21 protein-coding genes are annotated in these 23,860 nt (G+C 67.0%); 8 read left to right on the top strand and 13 right to left on the bottom strand.

Annotated elements, in window-relative coordinates:
• Nucleotides 1–45 precede the first annotated feature (45 nt).
• Both F624_RS0111645 and F624_RS0111640 read left to right on the top strand, forming a co-directional pair.
• Entirely contained in the window at nt 46–2,493 is a 2,448-nt protein-coding gene (locus F624_RS0111645) for a Lon protease family protein (RefSeq protein ID WP_245573612.1), read from the top strand.
• A 185-nt stretch (nt 2,494–2,678) separates the two neighbouring features.
• A complete protein-coding gene (locus tag F624_RS0111640; RefSeq protein ID WP_019574485.1) occupies nt 2,679–3,641 on the top strand; it encodes an alpha/beta hydrolase in 963 nt (320 codons plus the stop codon).
• An 11-nt stretch (nt 3,642–3,652) separates the two neighbouring features.
• On the opposite strand, the gene F624_RS0111635 is transcribed toward F624_RS0111640, so the two are convergent.
• From F624_RS0111635 to F624_RS0111605, 7 genes are all read right to left on the bottom strand, one after another.
• Complete coding sequence (locus F624_RS0111635) at nt 3,653–4,525, bottom strand: alpha/beta fold hydrolase (RefSeq protein WP_031254771.1); 873 nt, start codon at nt 4,523–4,525, stop codon at nt 3,653–3,655.
• 72 nt (nt 4,526–4,597) lie between these two features.
• Nucleotides 4,598–6,715 carry a D-(-)-3-hydroxybutyrate oligomer hydrolase gene (locus F624_RS0111630; protein WP_019574483.1) on the bottom strand — a complete coding sequence of 706 codons (2,118 nt, stop codon included), beginning with the start codon at nt 6,713–6,715 and terminating at the stop codon, nt 4,598–4,600.
• Between the two features lie 123 nt (nt 6,716–6,838).
• Nucleotides 6,839–7,918, bottom strand: a complete 1,080-nt coding sequence (locus tag F624_RS0111625) for a branched-chain amino acid ABC transporter permease (RefSeq protein WP_031254769.1) — start codon at nt 7,916–7,918, stop codon at nt 6,839–6,841.
• Nucleotides 7,919–7,937: 19 nt separating this feature from the next.
• Complete coding sequence (locus F624_RS0111620) at nt 7,938–8,933, bottom strand: branched-chain amino acid ABC transporter permease (RefSeq protein ID WP_019574481.1); 996 nt, start codon at nt 8,931–8,933, stop codon at nt 7,938–7,940.
• Nucleotides 8,930–9,691, bottom strand: a complete 762-nt coding sequence (locus F624_RS0111615) for an ABC transporter ATP-binding protein (protein WP_051107374.1) — start codon at nt 9,689–9,691, stop codon at nt 8,930–8,932. The genes F624_RS0111620 and F624_RS0111615 overlap by 4 nt, the downstream gene beginning before the upstream one ends.
• Nucleotides 9,688–10,452, bottom strand: a complete 765-nt coding sequence (locus F624_RS0111610) for an ABC transporter ATP-binding protein (protein WP_019574479.1) — start codon at nt 10,450–10,452, stop codon at nt 9,688–9,690. Before F624_RS0111610 ends, F624_RS0111615 begins: the two co-directional genes overlap by 4 nt.
• Nucleotides 10,453–10,546: 94 nt before the next feature.
• Nucleotides 10,547–11,746: a substrate-binding domain-containing protein gene (locus F624_RS0111605; protein ID WP_019574478.1), complete on the bottom strand. Its 1,200-nt coding sequence runs from the start codon at nt 11,744–11,746 to the stop codon at nt 10,547–10,549.
• 344 nt (nt 11,747–12,090) lie between these two features.
• Here F624_RS0111605 and F624_RS0111600 point away from each other — a divergent pair, with 344 nt between their 5' ends.
• Entirely contained in the window at nt 12,091–13,584 is a 1,494-nt protein-coding gene (locus F624_RS0111600; protein ID WP_157443422.1) for a sensor domain-containing diguanylate cyclase, read from the top strand.
• 20 nt (nt 13,585–13,604) lie between these two features.
• Here F624_RS0111600 and F624_RS0111595 read toward each other — a convergent pair whose 3' ends face one another.
• Nucleotides 13,605–14,492 carry a LysR family transcriptional regulator gene (locus tag F624_RS0111595; RefSeq protein WP_019574476.1) on the bottom strand — a complete coding sequence of 296 codons (888 nt, stop codon included), beginning with the start codon at nt 14,490–14,492 and terminating at the stop codon, nt 13,605–13,607.
• Nucleotides 14,493–14,589: 97 nt separating this feature from the next.
• On the opposite strand from F624_RS0111595, the gene argC reads away from it, so the two are divergent.
• On the top strand, nt 14,590–15,525 hold the full coding sequence (gene argC / locus F624_RS0111590; protein ID WP_019574475.1) for an N-acetyl-gamma-glutamyl-phosphate reductase: 936 nt from the start codon (nt 14,590–14,592) through the stop codon (nt 15,523–15,525).
• A gap of 107 nt (nt 15,526–15,632) precedes the next feature.
• The gene (locus tag F624_RS0111585) at nt 15,633–16,046 is read left to right on the top strand and encodes a VOC family protein (RefSeq protein ID WP_019574474.1); all 414 of its coding nucleotides are present in this window, start codon (nt 15,633–15,635) and stop codon (nt 16,044–16,046) included.
• A gap of 54 nt (nt 16,047–16,100) precedes the next feature.
• Here the strand turns inward: F624_RS0111585 and F624_RS0111580 are convergent, their stop codons facing one another.
• Both F624_RS0111580 and F624_RS34840 read right to left on the bottom strand, forming a co-directional pair.
• Nucleotides 16,101–16,928, bottom strand: a complete 828-nt coding sequence (locus tag F624_RS0111580) for a DUF3037 domain-containing protein (RefSeq protein WP_031254768.1) — start codon at nt 16,926–16,928, stop codon at nt 16,101–16,103.
• Nucleotides 16,925–17,662: a HipA family kinase gene (locus F624_RS34840; protein ID WP_031254767.1), complete on the bottom strand. Its 738-nt coding sequence runs from the start codon at nt 17,660–17,662 to the stop codon at nt 16,925–16,927. The genes F624_RS0111580 and F624_RS34840 overlap by 4 nt, the downstream gene beginning before the upstream one ends.
• Nucleotides 17,663–17,790: 128 nt before the next feature.
• Between F624_RS34840 and F624_RS0111570 the strand changes: the two genes are divergently transcribed.
• The 3 genes from F624_RS0111570 (at nt 17,791) to F624_RS0111560 (ending at nt 19,922) form a co-directional block, all read left to right on the top strand.
• Entirely contained in the window at nt 17,791–18,057 is a 267-nt protein-coding gene (locus F624_RS0111570; protein ID WP_019574471.1) for a PIN domain-containing protein, read from the top strand.
• Between the two features lie 225 nt (nt 18,058–18,282).
• Nucleotides 18,283–19,425 carry a helix-turn-helix domain-containing protein gene (locus tag F624_RS0111565; protein WP_031254765.1) on the top strand — a complete coding sequence of 381 codons (1,143 nt, stop codon included), beginning with the start codon at nt 18,283–18,285 and terminating at the stop codon, nt 19,423–19,425.
• Nucleotides 19,422–19,922 (top strand): DUF4411 family protein, encoded by a 501-nt coding sequence (locus tag F624_RS0111560; protein WP_019574469.1) that lies wholly within the window; start codon nt 19,422–19,424, stop codon nt 19,920–19,922. The genes F624_RS0111565 and F624_RS0111560 overlap by 4 nt, the downstream gene beginning before the upstream one ends.
• An 86-nt stretch (nt 19,923–20,008) precedes the next feature.
• Here F624_RS0111560 and F624_RS0111555 read toward each other — a convergent pair whose 3' ends face one another.
• The 3 genes from F624_RS0111555 to F624_RS0111545 form a co-directional block, all read right to left on the bottom strand.
• Nucleotides 20,009–21,625 carry a sigma-54 interaction domain-containing protein gene (locus F624_RS0111555; protein WP_019574468.1) on the bottom strand — a complete coding sequence of 539 codons (1,617 nt, stop codon included), beginning with the start codon at nt 21,623–21,625 and terminating at the stop codon, nt 20,009–20,011.
• A gap of 60 nt (nt 21,626–21,685) precedes the next feature.
• Nucleotides 21,686–22,648 (bottom strand): Bug family tripartite tricarboxylate transporter substrate binding protein, encoded by a 963-nt coding sequence (locus F624_RS0111550; RefSeq protein WP_031254762.1) that lies wholly within the window; start codon nt 22,646–22,648, stop codon nt 21,686–21,688.
• Between the two features lie 123 nt (nt 22,649–22,771).
• Entirely contained in the window at nt 22,772–23,833 is a 1,062-nt protein-coding gene (locus F624_RS0111545; protein ID WP_019574466.1) for a porin, read from the bottom strand.
• Nucleotides 23,834–23,860: the final 27 nt, after the last annotated feature.

The following is a 23,860-nucleotide window of genomic DNA, read 5'->3' as shown; positions in this document are numbered from 1 at the left end:
ACCCCGAACTCAGCCACGCAACCGGGGCCAGGGCCGGCAAGCGTTATGCTTTCCGACCTCCTGGCCCCCGACACCTCTCTTTCGTCAATGCCCGCCCCCTCCACCGACCTGCCCACCCTGCCTGCCCTGACGGCCCAGCAACTGCGCCGCCACATCGATCCCGCCAGCCTGGGCTTTGCCAGCACCGCCGAACTGGGCGACCCGGCCCCGGGCTGGATCGGGCAGCACCGCGCCCGGCAGGCCACCGAGTTCGGTCTGCACATCCAAGCCCCCGACTACAACCTGTTCGTGCTGGGCGAGGTCGGCAGCGGCCGCAGCTCGCTGCTGCGCCAGGCCTTGCACCAGGCGGCCCAGGCGCGCCCGGTGCCACCCGACCTGGGCTACCTGCACCGCTTTGAAGCCCCGCAGCGCCCCCTGGCCCTGCGCCTGCCGGCAGGGGCTGGCCGCCTGCTGCGCCAGGGCCTGCAGCAGCTCACCCAGCAACTGGCTGCCGACATCCCGGCCCAGTTGGAGGCCGCCGAGGTCACGCTGGAGGCCGATGGCATCGAAAAAGCCTTTGAGCGCGAAGAACACCTGGCGCTGAAGAACCTGGAAGCCCTGGCCGCCCGCCACGGCTACCAGCTGCAGCGCGAATCCGACCGGCTCAAGCTGGTGCTGCCCGACAAGCCACACGGCAAAGACAAGGACAAGCCCCACCCGAGCGAGGCCGACAAGGCCGCCGCCGAGGCCCTGGCCACCGCCACCGAAAACGAGGTGCGCGCCGAGATGGCCCGCGTGCTGGCCCAGCTGCGCCTGCGCGAGATCGCCCGCGACGAGGCCCTGGAGGCCCTGAAGCGCCGCACCCTCACGCCGCAGCTGCAAAAGGCCTTTGACACCGCCCTGGCCGGCCTGGCCGAGGCCGAGCGCAGCGGCCTGCAGGCCTGGGTGCAGGCGGCCATCGCCGAGGTGCTGAACCAGATCGACCTGTTCCTGCCCCTGGCCGAGGATGAGGACGAGGCCGACCGAAAGGCCGATCTGGCGCACTGGCAGCACTGCCTGGCCTTCAACCTGGTGGTGGACCACGCCGAGCAGCAAGGCGCCCCGGTGGTGCTGGACAACAACCCCCAGATGCGCAGCCTGTTCGGCAGCATCGAGCACCCCGGCGGCGATGACGCCGGCCCCGCCGACCACACGGCCATCCACGCCGGTGGCCTGCTGCAGGCCCATGGCGGCTACCTGATGCTGCACCTGGCCGACCTGATCGACGACGAGCCCCTGTGGGAGCGGCTGCGCCGCTTCTTGCGCTCGCGCCAGTTGCAGATCGAGGAGCCCGGTGGCACCGGCACCCCGGCCGGGGCCAGCCTGCAACCCGATGCCGTGCCCGTGGACGTGCGCCTGGTGCTGATCGGCTCGCCCGACGAGTACTACAAGCTGCAGGACGCCGACCCCGAGATGGTGCGTCGCTTCCGCGTCAAGGTCGACTTCGCCGACCGCTTTGCCGCCAGCGATGAGAACCGCCACGCCATGGCCGCCTGGGTGGCCTGCCGCTGCCGCCAATTGGGCCTGCCCCATTTCGAGGCAGCGGGCGTGGCTGCCCTGCTGGAGCAAAGCCACCGTGAGGCCGACGATCAGCACTACCTGAGCGCCCAGTTGGGCCAGATCGAGATGGCGCTGATCGAAAGCGCCCAGCAATGCCGCGACCGCCAGGGCGCTCTGGTGAGCGCCGCCGACGTGGCGGCCGCCCTGCAGGCCCGGCGCCAGCGCCACGACTACCTGGAGCAGTGCGTGCTCGACAGCATCAGCGAAGGCGAGCGGCTGATCTCCACCACCGGGCTGGCCGTGGGCCAGCTCAACGCCATGAGCCAGATCGACACCGGCGACCACCGCTTCGGCGTGCCCATGCGCATCAGCGCCCGCACCCAGGCCGGGCACCAGGGCGTGCTCAACATCGAGCGTGAGGTGCGCCTGTCCGGCCCGATCCACGACAAGGGCGTGCTGATCCTGCAAGGCTATCTGCACGCGCTGTTCAGCGATCAGGCGCCGCTGGCCCTGCAGGCCTCGCTGGGCTTCGAGCAGGAGTACGACGGGGTGGAAGGTGATTCGGCCTCGTGCGCCGAGCTGTTCGCGCTGCTGTCCTCGCTGTCGGGCGTGGGCCTGCGGCAGGACATCGCCGTCACCGGCGCCCTGAACCAGCACGGCGAGGTGCTGCCCGTGGGCGGCCTCAACGAGAAGATCGAGGGCTGGTTCCAGGTCTGCCGGCGCGCCGGCCTGACCGGCCAGCAAGGCGTGCTGCTGCCCGCGCTGAACCAGCGCCAGCTGATGCTGTCGCCTGAGCTGGTGGCCGCCGTGGCGGCCGGGCAGTTCCATGTGTACACCATGCGCCAGGCCAGCGAAGGCCTGAGCCTGCTGGCCGGCCAGCCCGCCAGCGAGGTGCACGCGCTGGCCGCCGACACGCTGGCCGCCTACCGCCGGGCCTGCCGGCGTGCCCTGCGCCCTGGGCGGGGCGGGCGCTGATCGGCCCCGACACAGGCCGCCACCCCGAGCCCCCAACACGACAGACACCTGCACCACACAGACGCGTTACACAGTCGGCCCACAATCCGGGCCACAGGGAACACGCTGCGGCACCTGCCGCACGCCGAGCCATCCAAGCCGGGCCATGAGCGCCCGGGGTGTTCCCTGCCTGACCGAGAACGCGCATGTCCAAGCCCCGCGGGCCCGACGCGGCCCCCCTGCCCCGCACCCACGCCCCACCAGCCCCCATCACAAGCGGCTGGCGCAGGCAGGCACGCGCCCTCGCGCCCTGGGTGCTGGCCCTGCTGCTGGCCTTGGCCTTGGGCGCCAAACTCGTGCACCACAACCAGGTGGCGAGCGCCATGCTGCACCCGGCCCGCACGCCGGTGCTGGCCGCCGACCTGGCCCTGGCCCAGCAGGCCCTGCACGGGGGGGTGCAGCCCGTGAGCTTTGCCACCGCCGACGGCCTGCTGCTGCAGGGCTGGTACAAGCCCTCGCGCACCGGGGCGGTGGTGGTCTTTGTGCATGGCGGCCAAGGCAACCGGCTGTGGTTTCTGGCCCAGGCCCAGGCCCTGGCCGAACGCGGCATCGGGGTGTTGCTGTACGACTCGCGCGCCAGCGGCAACAGCGAGGGCGACACCCAGACCTGGGGCGACCTGGAGCAGGAAGACCTGATCGCCGCCCTGAACTGGGTCAGCGCCCGCCCCGATGCCGACCCCCGGCGCCTGGGCGCCGAGGGCTTCTCCATCGGTGCGAGCACGGTGTGCATGGTGGCGGCCAGCGATCCGCGCATCAAGGCGGTGGTGCTGCACAACATGTGGTCCTCGCTGCGCGAGGAGCTGCGCCACAAGAGCGGCACGGCCTGGAGCACCTGGCTGCTGTTGCTGGATTTCTGGTGGGCCGGCATCGACCCCGACCGGATTCAACCCGCCCAGGTCATCCACCAGATCGCCCCACGCCCGCTGCGCCTGGTGGCGGCCGAGGGCGACCACGACACCCCGGTGGCGGTGGAGCAGGCCTTGTTCGAGCGCGCCGGCCACCCCAAGGCCCTGTGGCGCATCCCCGGGGCCGACCACCTGGACTACCGAGAACACGGCGGGGACGCCCTGCGCCAGGGCATCGCCCAATTCTTTGCCAAGTCGCTTTGAGGGCGTGAGGCTCAGGCCGCCTGGGCGCGGGCGATGAAGTCGCTCACCAGCTTCAGCTGATCGGGCACATTGAGCGCAGGCGCATGGCCGCAGCCGGGCACCTCGACCACCGTGGTCAGGCCGCGCAGGCCCGGGCCGCGGCGCAGCATCTCGGCGGTGGTCTCGGGCAGCACCAGGTCCGACTCGGCGCCGCGCAGGCACAGCACCGGGATGTCGATGGCGTCGTAGTCGTCCCAGATCAGGTAGTCGTTCGGGTGCAGGGTGAACTGCTGCACCATGGCCGGGTCGTAGTGCGGCGTGACCCGCCCGTCGGGCAGGCGCCGGGTCGAGGTTTCGGTCAGGCGCCGCCATTGCGCGTCGCTGAGCCAGCCATAGGGCTTGTAGACCTGGCGGAAGAAAGCCTCGAGTTCCAACACCGAATCAAAAGCCGGCGGTTCACCGGCATAGGCGCGGATGCGCGCAATCGCGGCGTCCGCCAGGCGCGGCGCGTTGTCGTTCAGCACCAGGCTCTTGAGCCGGCCCTTGAGCGCCGGCACCACGCGCCCGCCCGCGCACACCGTGCCGATGGCGCCGCCCATCGAGGTGCCCACCCAGTGCACCCGATCCAACCCCAGGCCATCGAGCAGCCCTTGGGCCAACTGGGCATAGAAGGCCAGCGTGTACTCGCGGCCCGGATCGGGGCTCCACTGGCTCAGGCCCCGGCCCAGGGTGTCGGGGCAGATCACGCGGTAGCGCGCGCTAAGGTGCTCGGCCAGCTCATCCATGTCGCGGCCGGTGCGCGCCAGGCCATGCCAGGCGATCACGGCCGGGGCCTGCGGGTCGCCCCACTCGGTGTAATGAAGTTCGCGGCCTGCGCAGCGCAGGTAGTGGGATGACATGGCCATGGGCATTTCCGTTCCGGTTGCAGGCAGGGCCGGTACGCGGCCCTGCCGGGTTTCATCGATCAGTGGGCCGCCTCAGTCGGGGATGCTCACCGTGTTGCCGCTGAGCACGATGCGGTCGGCCGCGGCCGGAGTCGCCACGGGCGCCGGCACATTGCTGGCCGTCAGGGCCGGCGCCGCGCCGGGCGTGCCGCCACGCGGCACGGTGCGCACCACCTGGGACGGCGGCAAGGCCGTGCCGTTCGCCAAGCGGGCATAGACCGCGTCGAGCGCCCGGTTCAAGTACAGCGACAAGGGCACAAAGCGGGTGTCGTACCCGGGCAGCACCGTCGGCAGCCCGATGAACGAGTCAAAGTGCTGGGCGTTGGTGACTTCCAGGTAACTCAGCTGGCTGTTGCTGCCCTCGACCGTGTTGTTCAACGCGAGGTAGGGCCGCGAGGTGTGGTTGACGGGCAGCAAGGGGTCGGAGCGCCCATGCACGATCACCGCCGGGCGGCCGCGCAGGTTGCCATTGCGCCGGGTCTCGTCGATGCCGGTGTTCAACTGCGCCGCCACGCCGGCCGTGCCGGTGACCAGGTTGCGCAGGCACAGCGCGCCGTCCAGCCCCATGTCGGCCAGGCCGGTGCTGGGCGACACCGACAGCAGATCGCGCACCGCCCCGCCTTGGGCGTTGTTATTGACCAGTTGCACCCCCGACGAAGGCGGCACCCCGTTGCCGGTGGCGTACATCTGGGCCAGTGCGGTGGCGTCCATGGTGGTGACCTTGCCTGCGGCCGTGGTGGCCGCAAAGCTGTAACCACACAGGTTGTCCTTGACGCTGGCACGGGCCAGCGCGTTGGCGAAGGTGACGGCCACGGCCGGCGCCACCTCGAAGCCGGCCAGAGTGGCGATCTGGCTGCCGGCCTCAGGCTCCCAGCCATAGGCCTGCAGCTTGGCCAGCGCCTCGCTGGCCTGGGTGGCGGTGGTGGTCGCCGACAGCAAGCCCTTGTTCTTCAGCCCGGTGCAGCGGTTGGCCGCCAAAGTGCCATACACCGCCGGCAGCGCGTAGGTGCTCTGGAACGGCGTGCCGGCCAGCTCAGGGGCCAGGGCCGCACAGGCCGAGTACAGGTGGGCGTAGCTGGTGAAATCGAGCAGGGTGCGGGCGGTGGTGGCCTGCACCTTGCCGCCGCGGGTGACCACCACATTGGCGTTCTTGGGCATCTCGATGGCCGGCTCGCTGACCGCCACGCCGTCGATCAGCCCCTGGGTGTCCTGCTCGGCCGCGGCAATCGCAGAGCCGCCGCCATTGGAGGCGCTGGAGGCGATCACCAAGGTGTTGTTGGGCCGGAAGGTGCGGGCCTTGTGGCCGCTGCCGGCGTCGTCGCCCAGGCGCTCATTGAGCACGTAGAAGGCGAACTCGACCGCCTGCAGCGTGAACTTGCCCCAGTCCTTTTCAACATTGCGGCCCGAGTGGGCGTGCTTGAAAGCCAGGCGGTTGGGGGTGGCCGTGTTGAAGGCCGCCAGCTCGGTGGCCGACAGAGGCGCCCTGAACTGCGCGCCCAGGCCGGCCGCGGCCGAGGGGCTTCGCGTGCCGTCGATCAGGGGCACGGTGTCGGTGGCCAGGTCATGGCCGGCACCACCGGTGCCCTTGTCGGTGTAGGCCACGGCGCAGCCTTTTTTCAGGCCCCATTCGCCGGTGCTGATGGCGCCGAACACGCCACGCGAACCCGAAGAGGTGGCGGTGATGATGCAGGGCTTGCTGCGGTTGAAGCTGTTGGGCACCTGCACCACCAGGGTGACGTTCTGCTGGCCCGTGCCGTCGTCGCTGAAGGCGGTGTACTCGCCCCCGGCGATCAGGCCTTCGTCGGCGGTGACATTGCCGTTGGCGTCCACATTGGGGCCGTACAGGCTGCCGTAGCCGCCGGCCGTGGTGGTGTCGAGCAGGGCCCGGTAGCTGTTGTAGATGGCCGCGCGGCGCAGCTCGGCCGCCGTGGGCTGCAGCGGGTTGGCGTAGGCCGGGGGCACGGCGCTTTGCAGGCCGCTCTTGCCCAGGCCGGCCGTCAGCAGGTCGTTGCTGACGCCGTCGTATTCGGCGCTGCTGACGGTGCCCACCGTGCTGGGGCGCACGTTGAAATCGCTGCCATCGCCCATGCAGCCGCTCAGCCCGATGCTGGCGGCCACGGCCGCCCCCACGGGTGTCCAGATGAATCGCATGTCTTGTCTCCTTTTGTTTTCAATGTTTGACGAACACACTTGCCCCGGGCACGCCCCGATCAGGCGCCACCCCGAACCCATCGACCTCCCTCGATACCGCCTCAGTCAGACCTCAGTCCGACCTCAGTGCGGCGCCTGCTGGCCGCGGGCCGGCGCACGCAGGCGCCCCACCACCCCGGTCGGGAAGTAATAAACCGACAGCACAAACAGCACCCCCAGCCACAGCAGCCAGCGGTCGGGTGACAACAGCGACGACAGCCAGGGCAGGCTGGCCGTGGCCTCGCTGCCCAGGCGCAGCAGATCCTGCAGATAGCTTTGCGCCACCAGGAACAGGGCCGAGCCGATGGCCGCGCCATAAATCGTGCCCATGCCGCCGATCACCACGATCAGCAGCACATCCAGCATCAACTCAAAAGACAGCGAGGTATCGGGCCCGTTGTAGCGCAGCCAGAGCGCCAGCATGGCGCCGGCCACACAGGCAAACAGCGCCGACAGAATGCTCGACACGGTGCGGTACACCACCACCCGGTAGCCGATGGACTCGGCCCGGAACTCGTTCTCGCGGATGGCCTGCAGCACCCGGCCAAACGGCGAGTTGACGATGCGCAGCAGGGCCAGCAGCAGCACCACGGCCAGCACGAACAGCAGGTAGTAGCAGATCAGGCGCCCGTCGAGCGACACGCCCATGAAGGGCTCGTCGGCCCACTCGAAGCTGGGCGAGAGCAGCTCGGGCACCTTGAAGGTCAGACCGTCCTCGCCCCCGGTCAACTCGGACAGCTGCGAGGCCAGGGTCTGGAAGGCCGAGGCCACGGCCAGGGTGATCATGGCAAAGAAGATGGCCCGCACGCGCAGCGAGAACAGGCCCACCGCCAGCGCCAACAGCAGCGACAGCAGCAGCGAGGCACCCAGCCCCACCGCCAGGGCCTCCCAGGTGGGCCCCAGCCGGGTGGTGGCGATGGCGATGCCGTAGGCGCCGATGCCGAAGAACATGGTGTGGGCAAAGCTCACGATGCCGGTGTAGCCCAGCAGCAGGTCGAAGCTGGCCACCAACACCACGAACACCAGCACCTTGGCGGCCACGTTGAGCGCCTTGACGCCCGGGAACAGGAAGGGCGTGAAGGCCAGGGCCAGCAGCAGCCCGATCAGCAGCACAGCCAGCACGCGGCTGCGCGGCAGGTCGTTGGAAATCAGTCGTTTCAGCATGGACATGGGTGGGGCCTCGTCAGCGGTTGGTCACCGGGTAGACGCCCTGGGGGCGCCACAGCAGCACCGCCACCATCAGGGCGATGTTGGAGAACAGGGCCAGCTTGGGCAGCAGAAAGCCGGTGTAGTTGGCCATCAGGCCCACCAGCAAGGCCCCGATCAGCGCGCCGCCGGTGGAGCCCAGGCCGCCGATGATGATCACGATGAAGATCAGCACGTTCACCTGGGCGCCCATCTGGGGCACCACGTTCTGCTGGTACAGGCCCCACATCACGCCCCCCAGGCCGGCCAGGGCACTGCCCACCACGAACACGCCCACGAACAGGCGCCGGATGCGGTAGCCCAGCGATTCGACCATCTCACGGTCTTGCACGCCGGCGCGGATCAGCAGGCCGATCTTGGTGCGGTTCAGGGTGTAGGCCAGCACACCGAACACCAGCAGACCCACCACCACGGCCACCACGCGGTAGCGCTCGATGGCCGCATCGCCCCACAGCCAGGCGCCGCGCATGCCCTCGGGCAGGGGCAGCGGGATCTGCTGCGGGCCCCAGATCACCTTGATGATCTCTTCGCCGATGATCATGCCGCCCATGGTGATCAGGATCTGCTTCAGGTGCTGGCCGTACACCGGGCGCACGATGAAGCGCTCAAAGGCCAGGCCCAGGGCCCCCGCCACGGCCATGGCGACCAGCATGGCCGGGAACACTGCCACCAGGTTGCGCCACAGCTCGGCCGACTGGGTCCAGTCGGTCATGCTGCCGAGCACGCTGGTGGCCACAAAGGCCCCCAGGGCGATGAACACGCCGTGGCCGAAGTTCAGCACATCCATCAGGCCGAACACCAGGGTCAGGCCCGAGGCGATGATGAACACGATCATGCCCATGGCCAGGCCGGCCACGGTCAGGGTCAGCCAGGTCGAGCCCGAGCCCACCAGGGGCAGGGCCAGCAAGGCCAGCAGCGGCACCAGGGCCAGCGGCTTCCAGTCCAGGTCTTTGAAATTGAAATCGAAGTTCATAGCGCCAACCCCAGCAGCGAGCGCTGCAATGCTTCGTCTTCGGCCAGCTCGGCCATGCTGCCGGCGTGCACCACGCGGCCGTCGTCCATCACGGCCACGGTGTCACCCAGGCGTTTGGCGAAATTGATGTTCTGCTCGACCAGCAAAATCGTGACGCCGCTGGCCTTGAGCTGGGCAAAGGCGTCGATCATGTTGTTGATCATCACCGGCGCCAGGCCCTTGCTCGGCTCGTCGATGATCAGCAGCTTGCGTGGTTCCACGATCGCGCGCGACACCGCCAGCATCTGCTTTTGCCCGCCCGACAGCTTGCCGGCCGGGTGGTTCCAGAACTTCTGCACCGCCGGGAACAGGCCGAAGATCCATTGCAGGCGCTGCTCGTCAATCTGCGCCACGCGGCTGGCCTTGCGCGCCGCCAACAGCATGTTCTCTTTCACGCTGAGGTCGGAGAAGATGCCCATGTTCTCGGGCACGTAGGCAATGTCGAGGCCGGCAATGTGCGGCGTGTGCATCTTGCTGATGTCGCGCCCGTCGAAGTGCAGGCTGCCCTGCGAGGCCTGCCACAGGCCCATGATGGTGCGCAGCGTGGTGGTCTTGCCCGCACCGTTGCGGCCCAGCAGCATGGTGAGCTGCCCACGGGGCACGGCCAAGTCCACCCCGTGCAGGATGTGGTAGGCCCCGATGTGGGTGTGCACGCCCTTGAGTTCGAGCAGGTTCACGCCTTGGTTTGCGCTTGGGTGTGCGCTTGGTTTCGTGCTCATGCCGCCTCCTTGGCCACGCCCAGGTAGGCCTCTTGCACCACCGGCAAGGCGATCACCGTGGCCGGGTCGCCGTCGGCCACCAGGGTGCCGTTGTGCAGCACGATGATGCGGTCGGCCAGCTCGCGCACCACATCCATCTTGTGCTCGACCAGCAGGATGGTCTTGCTCTTGTCTTTTTTGAGCGCGCGGATCAGGTTCAGGATCACCGGGGCCTCGTCGTGGCTCATGCCGGCGGTGGGCTCGTCGAACATGAACACCTGGGGCTCCAGGGCCATCAGCAAGGCCACCTCGAGCTTGCGCTGGTCGCCATGCGGCAGGCTGGACACCAACACCTCTTGCTGGTGGGCCATGGTCACGTCCTGCAGGATCTGGTGGGCGCGCTCGGTGAGGGCGCGGTGGTCGCTCCAGATGCTCCACAGGTTCAGGCCATGCCGGTGGGCGCCGCTGCGCGTGGCCTGCACGGCCAGGCGCACGTTCTCCAGCACCGTGAGGTTGGGGAACAGATTGGTCAGCTGGAAGGCGCGCCCCAGGCCGGCCCGCGTGCGCACCGACACCGGCGCGTGGCTCAGATCCACCCCGTTGAGGTGCACCGAGCCGCTGCTGGCGGCAATCTGCCCCGACACGAGGTTGAAGAAAGTGGTCTTGCCGGCGCCGTTGGGGCCAACGATGGCGGTCAGTGTGCCGGGTGCAAAACTGCACGAGACAGCATTCACCGCCACGTGCCCGCCAAAGCGGACCGTGAGATCTTGGGTTTGCAGCATGGTGGGTGGTTCCTGAACCCGCCCCGGGGCCGGGGCGGTGTTGCGGAAGCGTTACGGGAAGGCAGGTGCCGCGCGGCGGCGGCACCGTGGACGATCAGCGCTTGTTGCGGATCGGAACGTTCATCTCTTCAGGCTTGATCTCGCGCACCAGCTCGGGCACGCCCCAGGCAAAGGCCGGGTCCACCTTGATCTTGAAGTGGTACATGCTCTGCATCGCCTGGTGGTCTTCCTTGCGGAAGGTCATCTTGCCTTTGGGGGTGTCAAAGCTCATGCCTTCCATGGCCTTGATCAGCTTGTTGGTGCCGGTGTCGCCATTGGTGGTCTTGAGCGCCGTCACCACCGCCATGGCCGCACTGAAGCCGCCGGCCGTGAAGAAATCGGGCGGGGCCTTGAACTGCTTGTAGTGCTGCGACACCAGGGCCTCGTTGACCGGGTTCTTCGGAATGCCGAAGTAGTAGTAAGTGGCGCCTTCCATGCCGGGGAAGTTCTTGTACGAGGCCATGGCCGGCAGGATGTTGCCGCCGGTGGCGATCTCGATGTTGTAGCGCTTGAGGTCCAGATCGGCGATCTTGAACGGGTTGCCGGCACCGGCCCAGATGATGAAGATCACCTTGCGACCCGGCTGGTCCTTGAGCTTGTCGATCAGGCGCTGGGCACCGGCGGTGAAATCGGTGGTGCTGGTGGGCAGGTACTCCTCATGCACCAGCTTGGCGGTCTTGAGGGCGTCCTTGAAGGCCTTCACGCCATCGCGGCCAAAGGCGTAGTCTTGCGCCAGGGTGGCGATGGTGACGCCGGGCTTGTCGAGCGCCACGGCGTTCGAGATCGCATCCTGCGAGCTGTTGCGGCCGGTGCGGAAGATGTACTTATTCCACTTGTCGCCCGTGATGCTGTCGGCCACGGCGGGCTCGACGATCAGCACCTTTTTGTACTCCTCGGCCACCGGCAGCAGGGCCAGCGCCACACCCGACGAGGTGGGGCCAACGGCCAGGTCGGCCTTGTCATCGGAGTAGGCCGAGGCCAGCAGCGACTTGCCCAGATCGGGCTTGCCCTGGTCGTCCTTCTCGAGCACCACCAGCTTGCGGCCATTGACCGCCATGGTGCCGCCGGTGGCGTACTCCAGGCCCATCATGAAGCCGGTCTGGGTCTGCTTGCCATAGGCCTCCAGGGGGCCGGTCTTGCTGTAGATGTGGGCGATGCGGATATCGCCCGACTGGCTGAACGCCGGGGCGGCGCTGAAGGCGCTGCAAACCAGTGCGGCAAGCGCGGGCAGGCCGATGAGAGCACGACGGTGCATGGATGTCTCCTGTTGTGTTGGCTGTCAGGCACCATCATTGCACAAGCTGTGCCTGCTTGTAAGTAATTGATTTTTATTGAATTTCTCACGAAATACCCAACACATGACTGAATTTCAGACAATCTGTTCGTCTGTTTTCCAGTCAAATGCTCATATTTCAGACACCACAAATCTCCATACCCTTCCTCTCACTGGCAACCGCCAGGGCACGAGGCACACACCTTCAAGTAGCATGTCAATTTGTAACAAAAACAATTTGCCGCCCCTCTGCTCGGGCCCTCCCGACACGCCTGTGCAGACACGCCACGTGAAGCTTTTTTCCGTGAGCATGACGGGCTGACCCCATGACGACCATCCGATCCCGACTATCGTTGGCCCGCAGCGACAGCTACGGCGTGCTGCTGCTCTTGCTGCTGGCCATCGGCGCCTGGCTGGTGATCGACTTCATGCACGAGCGCGATCGCGTCATGGCCGAGCGGTCGAGATTGGCAATCAACAAAAGCCAGCTGATGAACCGGTCGTTCGGCGACACCTTTCTGGCCGCCGACTATGTGCTGCGCGATGTCCTCGGCCGGGTCCACATGGGCAAAGACCTGGCCTACCCTCAGCCTGACGCCGAGGTCTCTGCACGCCTGGAGGCCCTGCTCAAAGAGAAGGTGATCACCGTGGCAGGCCTGACCGATCTGGTGCTGTTCAACGGCGATTGCGTCTTTGCCGCCACGGCCAACTACCCGACACGGGGCACCAAGAGCCGGCAACGGTTCTGCAGCGATGGCCGCGTCGAGCCCGGGCAAAGCCTGCACATCCAGTACATGCCACCGGTCAACTCGGCCTCGGCCCGCCCGGTGGTTCTGATGTCGCGGACGGTGGGCTCGCCGGAGGGCGTGCTGCTGGGCGGCGCCATGGTGGTGGTCGACCTGGAGTACGCCCAGCAGTGGATCACCGACATTGAAGTCGAACAAGACGACGTGCTGGCCCTGGTCGACTCGAATGGCACGCTGCTGGCCCGCAACCCGCCCCTGCCCGAAGCGATCGGGCTGCGCACCTCGCCTCCGCCGAATGAGCCATCCTTCAGCCAGGTCGAGGACAGCGCCACATTCACCGCCGTCTCACCCATCGACGGCCGGGAGCGCATCGTTGGCATGAGCAAGCTGGAGCGCCTTCCCTTCATCGTCATCGTCGGCTTCGACGCGGCACGTGTGCTGTCCGGCTGGCAACACCGCGCCTGGCAGTTTGCCGCCGGCTACATCGTGCTGTCGGCCCTGGCCCTGATGGCCTTGCGCGTGCAGCGGGCCACCCGGCGTCAGCGCGAGGAGATGCGCCAGCTGGCCAATACCGACACCCTGACCGGCATTTCCAACCGCCGCCACCTCGTGGACATCGCCGACCGCGAATTCGACCGCGCCCGGCGCTACAGCCATCCGCTGTCGGTGCTGATGCTGGACATCGACAAATTCAAGACCATCAACGATCGCTGGGGGCATCCCACAGGCGACCGCGTCATCCAGGCGCTGGCCCAACTGACGACCTCCGTGATCCGCGGCCAGGACCTGTGCGGGCGCCTGGGCGGTGATGAGTTCGCGCTCCTCCTGCCGGAAACCGACTCGGCAGGCGCCCAGCTCATCGCCGAGCGCCTGCGCACGCGGGCCGAGGCCTCTGGCACCGTCCGCGCCGAAGATGGCACGGTGGTGAGGTTCACGGTCAGCATCGGCATCGCCTCGCTGAGCCCCGAAGACGCCTCGTTCGACGCCCTGCTGCAACGGGCCGACAAGGAGCTTTACCAGGCCAAACAAGGCGGGCGCAACCGCTCGGTGCTGGCGGCCAACATCGCCGCCTGATCTGACACCAACCGCCCCCTTCACCCCTGCCTGAAACCACGCAGCACCTCCAGCACCACCTCGGTGGCCGGCTCCAGCGCACCGCTGCGCCAGGCCAGCCCCAGCGGGCGCCACAGGGCCGGGCGCAGCGGCAGCATGCGGATGCGGGGGTCGGGCGGCGCGGCCGTCGATTCATGCGGCAGCAGCGTGGCGCCATAGCCGGCCGCCACCAGGCTTTTGATGGCGTCGTTGTAGTTGAGCTCGATGCGGGCCGTGGGGCGCAACGCGGCGGTGGCAAACCACTCTGCCGTCAGGCGTGACAGGCGGGTGCTGGCATCGTTGAGGATCAGCGGGCGCTCCACCAACCAGGCCGGCGTGACGCGGGCGGGCGTTTTCTTCCAGGCGGCCGGTACGAAGGCCATCACCGGATCGCGGCGCCAGGGTTCCACCTGCAGGCCGTCGGCGGCTGGCTGCGGCAGGGCCACCAGGCCGATGTCCAGACGGCCCGAGGCCAGGCGGGCCAGGGTCTCTTGCGAGGTCAGCACGGCCACCTGCACATCGATGCCCGGCTGCTCGCGGCCCAGTTGCTCCAGGGCCCGCGGCAGCAGGTGGGCAATGGCCCCGGTGGAGGCCCCCAGCCGCACCCGCCCAGTGCGGCCCAGCACCTGCCCACGCACCTCGTCCAGCGCCTGATCCACATCGACCAGCAGCCGCCTGGCCCGCACGATCAGCGTCTCGCCAATGCCCGAGGGCCGCACCTGGCCGCGCTGGCGCAGCAGCAGCGGCGCACCGATGCGCTCCTCCAGCTCTGCCACATGCAGGCTGACCGTGGGCGGCGCCAGGTTGAGGGCCCGTGCGGCTGCAGCGAACGACCCGAGGTCGGCAATCGCCACCAGGGTGCGCAGTCGGTCCAGGCTCAGTTCACGCATGACGTTCAGTTTTCACAAACAAAGCCTTCATGAAATTCAACTTTTCTTATTTTAGGCAGGGCTGGAAGATTCGGGCCAACAACCCTGGAGAGACTTCATGCAACCCCTTGTCTTCATCGACGGCGACCAAGGCACCACCGGCCTGCAGATCCACGAACGCCTGCGCGGCCGCACCGACCTGCGCCTGCTGACCCTGCCCGAGGCCGAGCGCAAAGACCCGGCCCGCCGGGCCGAGGCCATCAATGCCTGCGACATCGCCATCCTGTGCCTGCCCGATGCCGCGGCACGTGAAGCCGCCGCCCTGGTCAGCAACCCCGCCGTGCGCCTGATCGACGCCAGCTCGGCCCACCGCACCGACCCACAGTGGGTGTATGGCTTTGCCGAGATGGCCCCGGGCCAGGCCGAGCGCATCGCCCAGGCCAAGCGGGTGAGCAACCCGGGCTGCTACCCCACCGGGGCAGTGGGCCTGCTGCGCCCCCTGGTGCAGGCCGGGCTGCTGCCGCCCGACCACCCGCTCAGCATCCATGCGGTCTCGGGCTACTCGGGCGGCGGGCGGGCCCAGGTGCAGGCCTTCGAGGCAGCGGCACCGGCATCGCGCCCCCCTGCCCTGCAGGTCTACGGCCTGGGTCTGGTGCACAAGCACACCCCCGAGATCCAGCAACAGGCCGGGCTGACGGCACGGCCCGCCTTTGTGCCGGCCTACGGGGCCTTCCGCCAGGGCATTGTGCTGACGGTGGCACTGCACCTGCGCCTGCTGGCACCGGGCACCACCGCCGCCGCCCTGCACCAGGCCCTGTCCAGCCACTACGCGGGTCGGCGTCATGTCGAAGTGCTGAGCCCCGACCAGGCCCAGGCCCTGCTGACCCTGGACCCCGAAGCCCTCAACGGCACAAACCAACTGCGCCTGGCGGTGCTGGGCCAGGCCTCACCCGACCAGGTGCTGCTGGCCGCCGTCTTCGACAACCTGGGTAAAGGCGCCTCCGGCGCCGCCGTGCAGAACCTGGACCTGATGCTGGGCCTGGACGCGGTCTGAACACGCCAAGGGCATGGCCCCCAAAGAGTTGACTCCGGGGGCTTGCCGGGCATTGCTCGCAACTGTATATTCATACAGTCACCATCAAACACCCCCAAGGAGAAACCATGATCGACCACATGACCTTTCGCGTCACCGACATCCAACGCGCCAAGACCTTCTACAGCGCCGCCCTCGCCCCGCTGGGCTACAGCCTGAGCTTCGAGGGCAACTTCGGCATGAACATCCTGGGCTTTGCCTACCCCGATGCCGCCGAGCCCGAAGGCAAGAAGGCCGATGTGTGGTTCATCGACGGCCCCTCCCCTTACGGCGGCGCCCCCGCCACCACGGGCTGCCACCTGGCTTGGCGCGCCGCCAACCGCGCCCAGGTCGATGCCTTCCACCAGGCCGCGCTGGCCGCCGGTGGGCGCGACAACGGCGCGCCAGGCCTGCGCCCCGAATACCACCCCCACTACTACGGCGCCTTCGTGATCGACCCCGAGGGCAACAACATCGAAGCGGTTTGCCATCTGCCCGAGTAACAAAAAAAGATAACGGCTCGGTTATCCGAGCCTTTGAAAGGGGTGAGGAAGGCCTCAGGCCAAAGCGAATTCTGCGATCTGCTTCTCCGCCAGCTCATCCACCAGGATGACCTCTTCCGCCTGAAATTCACGCCGTATCTCGGCAAATGCGGCGTAGCGCTTGAGGTCGTCTGGCGGGGGCGCCGCTACGGCAAACAGAACCTCCTGGGGCAACAGTCTGTGCCGGCGTAACCGCTGAATCCGCTGCAACCAGTTGCCACCGTGGTCATAGATCCCCATCGGTTCCTTCTGGTTCAGGTTGAAGGGCTTGATGATTTTCGAAATCTGCTCGCCACGTTGCTGCACCAAAGGAAAGCGGACATGGACCTCGTCATTGCCGACCCTCGCGGGTCTGAAAGGCTGCGGAAGGTCGAGGGCGCTCAACAAAGCTCGGATTCGCGTTTCCATCACCTGCTCGATGTACTCGGCCGAAGCAAATGACCGATCGACATAGTGCTCGAACTGCTTGAGCAACTCGGCAGACGGATCAAGCGTCATCACCATGCGTGCCGGTCCAAATCGGACCAATGCCTCCCGCGGATGCACCAGGCTATCAAAGACCTGCCGAAGGTAATCAATCTGCCCGGCGCCTGGCGGCGCCTCGGCCACCATCTCGGCAATGCGCTGCAACTCTGTTTCGATGGCCTGCACGGCGCGCTGGTACACCTCCTTGGGCAGCTCGTCAAAAAAGTCGGTGATGCGCTTGTGGCGTCGCGCCTGCAGTTGGAATCCGAAGAATTTCGTGCTGGGGCAGATGAGTACGACCCCCACATTGGCGAACTCGCCTGTTTCGCTGTAAGGCATGAACTGAACCACGGCATAACGACACGCGACTGGTTTCATACCGTTCTCCATAGTTCAGAACTTGCACATCGGGCCAACAACGCCAAGGCGGCATCTCGATCGAACCTGGCGGGGATATCGAACTCTGAATTCTCCCATAACCATGCTTCTGGGGCGGTGCGACAGGCCAGCTCGGCAGCGGGCAGAGCCTCGCACAAGCGTCGTTCGTAGTGTGCCCTGGTGACCAGGTCCTCCGTGACTCCAACCCATTGCTCAGAGAACAAATGATCGGCCAGAAAATCCGCCGCAACAAACCCAGGATCCAGAGCATTGTTGTGATCGATCACCGCCACAGCCTGCTGCCCGCCATCCCACAGAAGATTCGGGTTGCCCCTGGTGCGATCCGTGTTGTGCACCCACCAGTCGAAAACCAGAATGTCACATTGCAGCGCCTTCGCAACCTGGCCTGCCATCCCCAGTTCCATCCAACTGGCATTTGCACATCGACGGGAACCAAACGAGGGCAGTGAGCCCAGATGCCGCCAATCGGGTGGCAGTTCGCGCACCAGATCCTCATCGAGTTGCACTAGGCAAAACGGAGGAATGGGCAAGCCCATCGCTTGCCCAAGATGTGCACAAATCCACTCCCGCCACAGGCTGGATCGATTCGTTTGCTGCCCCTTGACGTAATACAGCAATCCATCCGCTCCCCGACAGAGGAAGGGGCGAGCCTGTCCTTGTACGCTGGGGCCCAGCACTTCAACGATCTGCAACACAGGGGCTTGATCTTGCATGGGAGGAGTTGGCCGACGACCTGTTGCCAAGGGTCAGGAGCGTCTTTCTTGGAAAGCTGACTTCAACGACTTCGAAGCTTAAACGATGGAACTGCGAACCGCGTCTGCTTGCGCTTCACGCATCTGGCGTGGCCAAAAGCGGATCAGCGCGCAACCGTCAGGCACTCGAGATGTTTCTGACTCCACTGAGCATCCTGCAGTTTGATGATGCCGCCGCATGGGCCTACGGCGATCTCCGCGCCGATCTGGAGCGCCGCGGCACCCCGATTGGCGCGCTCGACACCCTGATTGCCGCCCACGCCCTGGGTCAGCCGGCCCGGCTGGTCACCAACAACACGCGTGAGTTCGCCAAGGTGCCCGGCCTGCAGCTGGACAACTGGGCCGCTGCGACTTGATATTCAGGCTGCATGGGGACCTGACGCTGGCGACGTCAGCGCAAGCAGCAATCCAACAGGGCTGGCTGTGGTACTGACCAACACGGGTCCGGCAGGTCGACCCAAAACGAAGCCGTTTGCCACCTTCCGCCATGAGGGCATGAATGCCTTTGGCTCCGACACACGGCAGGCCGCAGGGCTTGGCGAGGGCGATAGCCCGATGGCCTGCCTGCTTAGAATCTTTGGATGGCCCACCCACACGCTCTGATCAACCCTGCGATGCTGCGCTGGGCGCGCGATCGTGCGGGCCTGGACGTGAGCGCGGCGGCCAGGGTGGCAGGCGTCCAAGCCGAACAGTTCCAGCGCTGGGAAGACGGCGAATGGCAACCGACCTTCAGGCAGGCACAGCAGATTGCCAACGGCTTGCACGCCCCCTTCGGTTATTTTTTCTTGAGCCAGGCCCCCATCGATGAGCCCTTGCTGCCCGACTTGCGCACCGTCGGTGGCATGCCTGTTGGCAAGCCCAGCCTGAACCTCACGGAGACGGTCCGACATGCTTTGCAGCGGCAGGCCTGGTTCGTGGAGTATCTGCAAGAGCAAGGCGCTCAGCCATTGCCTTTTGTGGGCCGTTTCAACACCACATCCCACGTGGCGCAGGTGGCCCAGGACATCCGCGCGGTGCTCGGCGTCGACATCGAACAGGGGGCCAGCCACTGGGAACCCCACTACCGTCACCTGATAGAAGCCGCCGAGCGAGCGGGCGTCTTGGTGATGCGCAGTGGCATCGTCGGCAACAACACCCGTCACAAACTCGACGTGGCTGAGTTCCGGGGCTTTGCCATCAGCCATCCGCTGGCGCCTGTCGTCTTCATCAACGCCAGCGATGCCCCCTCGGCGCGCTTGTTCACGCTGTTGCATGAATTGGCCCATGTCTGGCTTGGCAGCAGCGGGGTCTCCAACGCGGCCCCGGGCAACACCCGACATGAAGAGATTTTTTGCAACGCCGTGGCAGGTGAATTCCTGGCCCCCTCCGAACTTTTTGCCAAGCTCTGGCCCCTGGCCTCTCCAGACTTGGGCACGCGCGTGGCCGAACTGGCACACCGCTTCCATGTCAGCCGCTTCGTCGTCATTCGTCGAGCCTTGGATCTGGGCCTCGTCGATCACGGCACCTATTCGGCCTTCTACCGTGCAGAGCTGGACGCTTTTCGGGTTGCAGAGGGCGGGGGCGGCAGTTTTTACCGGAATGCCGGTGCCAAAAACAGCCCCCGATTTGCCCGCGCCGTCATCGCCGAGACATTCAGCGGGCGATTGCTTCTTCGCGAGGCGGGCAGGCTGCTGGGCGTTCAGCCCGCCCAGATCCGTGACTTGGCCCAACAGCTTGGCACATGACCTACTTGCTCGACACCAACACGCTCATTGAAGCCAAGAATCGCTACTACCGCATGGCGGTCTGCCCAGCTTACTGGCGTTGGATCCAACGCTGCCAGCACAGGGGTGTGCTGGTCAGCATCGAACCGGTCGGTGCTGAACTTCAGCGGGGCCACGACGAGCTTGCGCAATTGGCAAAAAAGCAAGATGGGCTTTTTCTGCCGGTTGCGGACGCCGCCACTCAACAGGCCTTTGCCCAGGTCGCGGAGCATGTGGTGTCACAGGCGGCCAAGATGAAGCCGGGCGCCCTCAATGCGTTTCTCGACGGAGCCGATCCATGGCTGATCGCCAAGGCAATGACCCTTGCTGGCGCTGTCATCGTCACGCATGAACAGTTCAACCCGGAACTGCGCCGCAAATACAGCATTCCCAACGTGGCCAAGGCCTTCGGCGTGACCTGCATCGACACCTTCGAACTGCTCAGCCGGACAGAGGCACGCTTTGTGTTGGAGCACTGAACAACGCCCCCTGCAGCGTCACCATCGGGAACCCGGGGTACCCACGCCAAGTGGGTGGCCCATGGGCTGAATCAGTCAACCAGGCCTCAACCCAGCCGTTCATACAAGGTAGCCCGCGAGATCCCCAGCAGCCGGGCCGCAGCCACCTTGTTGCCGCCGGTGGCCTGCAGGGCCTGGGCGATGGCCTGGCGTTCGAGCTGGGCCACCTGCTCGGCCAGCGGGCGCAGGCTGGCGGCTGGGGCCGCCTGCCCCTCGGCCAGGGAGGCTGCGGCCCCCAGGGCGGGCAGGTTGAGGGGTGCGCTTGAAACCGGCGACAGGCTGGCCGCGGCCGGGTGCACCGGGGTCAGGCCCGAGTCCTGCAGCACGCGGCTGAGCAGCGCCAGGTCCAGCGGGCCGCCCTCGCTGCGCAGGGCCGCCTGCTCCAGCACGTTGCGCAGTTCGCGGATGTTGCCGCGCCAGGGCTGGGCCTGCAGCAGGGCCAGGGCCTGGGGCGTGAGCTCGGGCGGCGGGCTGCCGTTGCGCAGGGCCATGTCTTCGCCCAGCACCTCGACCAGGGCCACGATGTCGCTGGCGCGCTCGCGCAGCGGCGGCACCCGGATGGGCAGCACGCCGATGCGGTAGTACAGGTCTTCGCGAAACCGGCCCTCGCGCACCAGGGCCAGCAGATCGCGCGAGGTGGCGGCGATCACCCGGGCATCGAAGGGCAGCAGGCGGTTGGAGCCCAGGGGCTCGATCTCGCCCTCTTGCAGGGCGCGCAAAAGCTTGGCCTGCAGGTTCAGGGGCATGTCGCCGATCTCGTCGAGGAACAGGGTGCCGCCATCGGCCAGGCGGAACTTTCCATCGCGCCCCTTGCGGTCGGCGCCGGTGTAGGCGCCGGGGGCCACGCCGAAGAACTCGGCCTCCAGCAGGGTGTCGGGCACGGCGGCGATGTTCACGCTCACAAAGGGCCCGCTGGCGCGCGACGAGGCGGCATGCACGGCGTGCGCCAGCAGCTCCTTGCCGGTGCCGGTCTCACCCAACAGCAGCACCGGGCTGGCCGACTGGGCGGCGCGGCGCGCCTGGCGCTTGACCTCGACCGCGGCCGGGCTGGTGCCCACAAAGCTGGCAAAGGTGTACTTGGCACGGCGCTCGCCATCGGGGGCGCTGAGCTGGCGCTTGCGCTGCACCGCCAGCTCGCGGCGGGCATCGTCCAGGTCTTGCTGCAGGCGGGCAAACTTGCTGATCAGGGGCTTGAGCGTGGTTTCGGGGTGGTCGAACAGCACGATGCCGATGGCCCCGATCACCCCACCCGCGTCGTCGCGCAGCGGCAGGCGGCTGACCACAAAGGTGCCGGCCTTGTTGGTCAGCAGGTCGATCAGGATCGGCTCGCCGGTTTCCAGCACACGCCGCATCTGGGTGTTGTGGATCACGTCCTCGACCCGGTGGCCCAGAAACTGGTCGATCGAGGAGAAGCCCAGGGCCGGCAGAAAGCGCCGGTACCCCTCGTTGACCCACACGACGCAGCCACGGCGGTCCACCAGGAACATGCCCTGGCTGATGCTCGAAAACAAATGGAACATCGACTGCGCCGCCAGGGCCAGGATGCTGTCGCCGTCCAGCGGCAAGGCATCTGGCAAGGCATCGGCGGATGCGGATGCGGATACAGACGCAGGCGCCGGGTCGGTGATGGCCTCGGCAGGGTCGGAATGGGAGGGCGCAGGCATGGCGAGATGGTAGCGCGGCAAGGCGCGCGCCTACCGTTGGTCAGCGCGAGCCAACGCAGGTCACAACAGGCCGGACTTGATCAGCGTGAGGCGCAGGCTGCTGAACTCTTCATCCACAAACTGGCTGAAGGCGTCGCCGGTGAGCAGGGCTGGGGTCCAGCGGTGCTTGTCGAGCAGCTCCTGCCAGCTGCGGTGCCGGGTGGCGGTCACGATCTGCTCGATCAGGCCCTGGCGCTGCTCGGGCGTGATGCCGGGGGCGCCATACAGGCCCCGCCAGTTGCCGATCTCCACGGGCAGGCCCAGCTCCTTGAGGGTGGGCACCTCCAGCCCCTTGAGGCGCTGCGGCGAGGTGACGGCAATGGCGCGCATGCGCCCGCTCTGGATGGACTCGGCAAACTCGCTGTAGCCACTGCCCCCCACTGTGATATTGCCCCCCAGCACGGCGGCCGTGGCCTCGCCCCCACCGCGAAAGGGCAAAAACTGCAAACGGTTCGGATCCACGCCCACGGCGCGGGCGATCAAGGCTGCCGCAATGTGCTCGGTCGAGCCGCGCGAGCCGCCACCCCACTTGACACTGGCCGGGTCTTTCTGAAGCTGGGCCAGCAGCTCATTCATGGATTTGAAAGGCGAGTTGGCCGGCAGCACGAACACGTTGTATTCGTTGGCCAGGCGTGCCAGCGGTGTGGCCTGCGACAGTGACACGGGCGGCTTGGTCGTGATGATGCCGCCCAGCATGACCGAACCCATCATCAAAAGCGCCTGCGGGTCGCCCTTGCGGCTGTTGATGAACTGGGCCAGACCGATGGCGCCCGCCGCCCCACCCTTGTTGTCGTAGTGCACGGACGAGGCACCGCCGCTGTCCAGCAAGGCCTTGCCGAAGGCCCGGGCGGTGGTGTCCCAGCCCCCGCCGGGGTTGGCGGGCACCAGAATGCGCAAGCTGCCCACCGCCTGGGCCGCACCCGCAGCCAAGCTGCCGCCCAGGGCCAGGCCCGGCAGTGATCGGATGAAGTGGCTTCGACGCATCATGAGGTTTCCCGTTCAGTCATGGCAGGGCCGATGGTCCCGGCAGCTCGCCGGTGACCATTGTGCCCCGCCTCGAACGGGAAACGACTCCCCCCAGGCCGCGCCGGGAGGGAGCCAGGTCGATCAGAAGGTGTGTCGGATACCGAACTCGTAGCCCGTGCTGCTGCCGCCGGCGCGCATCACACCCTGGCCCAGATCAAAGGCCGTGCCGTTGTTCTTGTTGCTGATGCGGGCGTAGTGGCCGTACACCGCCGTGCGCTTGGACAGGTTGTGCACATAGCCCAGGGCCAGGTGGTTGGCGTCGTTGGCCACGCCCTTGGCGCTCAGGGTCGAGTAGGCGACGCGGATCTGGCCGGCGCCCACCGGCACATGGGCACCGATCAGCTTGGTGCTGGTCTTGGTGGTGGCGGTCACGTTCTCACCCCACAGCGCCATGGCCTTGACCGGGCCGAAATCGTAGCTGGCGCCCAGGTTGTTCTGTTTGTAGTTGCCGATGGCCACGTTCTGGGTGCGTGTGGTGGCCACGGCGATGTTGAACGGCCCCTGCTCATAGCCCAGGCGCAGGCCGGTCACATTGCCGTCGTCGCTCTTGGCGCCGGCGGTGGAGGGGTTGTTGCCAAAAGCCACCATGGCCTGGCCGTAGAAGCCGCCCAGCTTGGGCAGGAAGTAACCCACCGAGTTGGAGGCGCGCACATGCGTGATGCGGGCCGCGCTGGGCACGGGGTAGAACAGGAAGCCGGTGGAGCCGATGCCGTTGGTGCCGAAGGGGCTGAAAGCGGACAGGTTCCAGAAGCCGGGCGTGTAGTCGCGGCCCAGGCGCAGCTCACCCAATTGGTTGCTCAGGCTGACGGTGGAGCGGCGACCGAACACCAGGCCGCCGCTGCCAGCCGAACCACCCGGCTGGTTGGTGGTGCTGGTGGTGCCGGCCGAGCCGTCGGTGGGGTTGAGACCGGCTTCGAGCCAGAAGCCGGCCTTCAGACCGCCACCGAGGTCTTCGGTGCCGCGAAAGCCGAGGCGGCTGGACAGGTTGCCGTCGGTGTTGGCCTTGCTGATGGAGCCATTGCCATCGCTGTTCACGCGCAGGTAGCCAGAGTCCAGCAGGCCGAAAATCTCGACCGATTGGGCGCTGACGCCGGTGGTGGCCAACAGGCCGGCGGCCGCCAGGGCCAGGGATGTCTTTTTCATTTCAAATGTCTCCTATGGGGCAATGCG

Origin of the sequence: Curvibacter lanceolatus ATCC 14669 (assembly GCF_000381265.1) — a bacterium.
Lineage (GTDB): Bacteria > Pseudomonadota > Gammaproteobacteria > Burkholderiales > Burkholderiaceae_C > Curvibacter > Curvibacter lanceolatus.
This window is presented reverse-complemented; position numbering and strand designations above follow the sequence as displayed.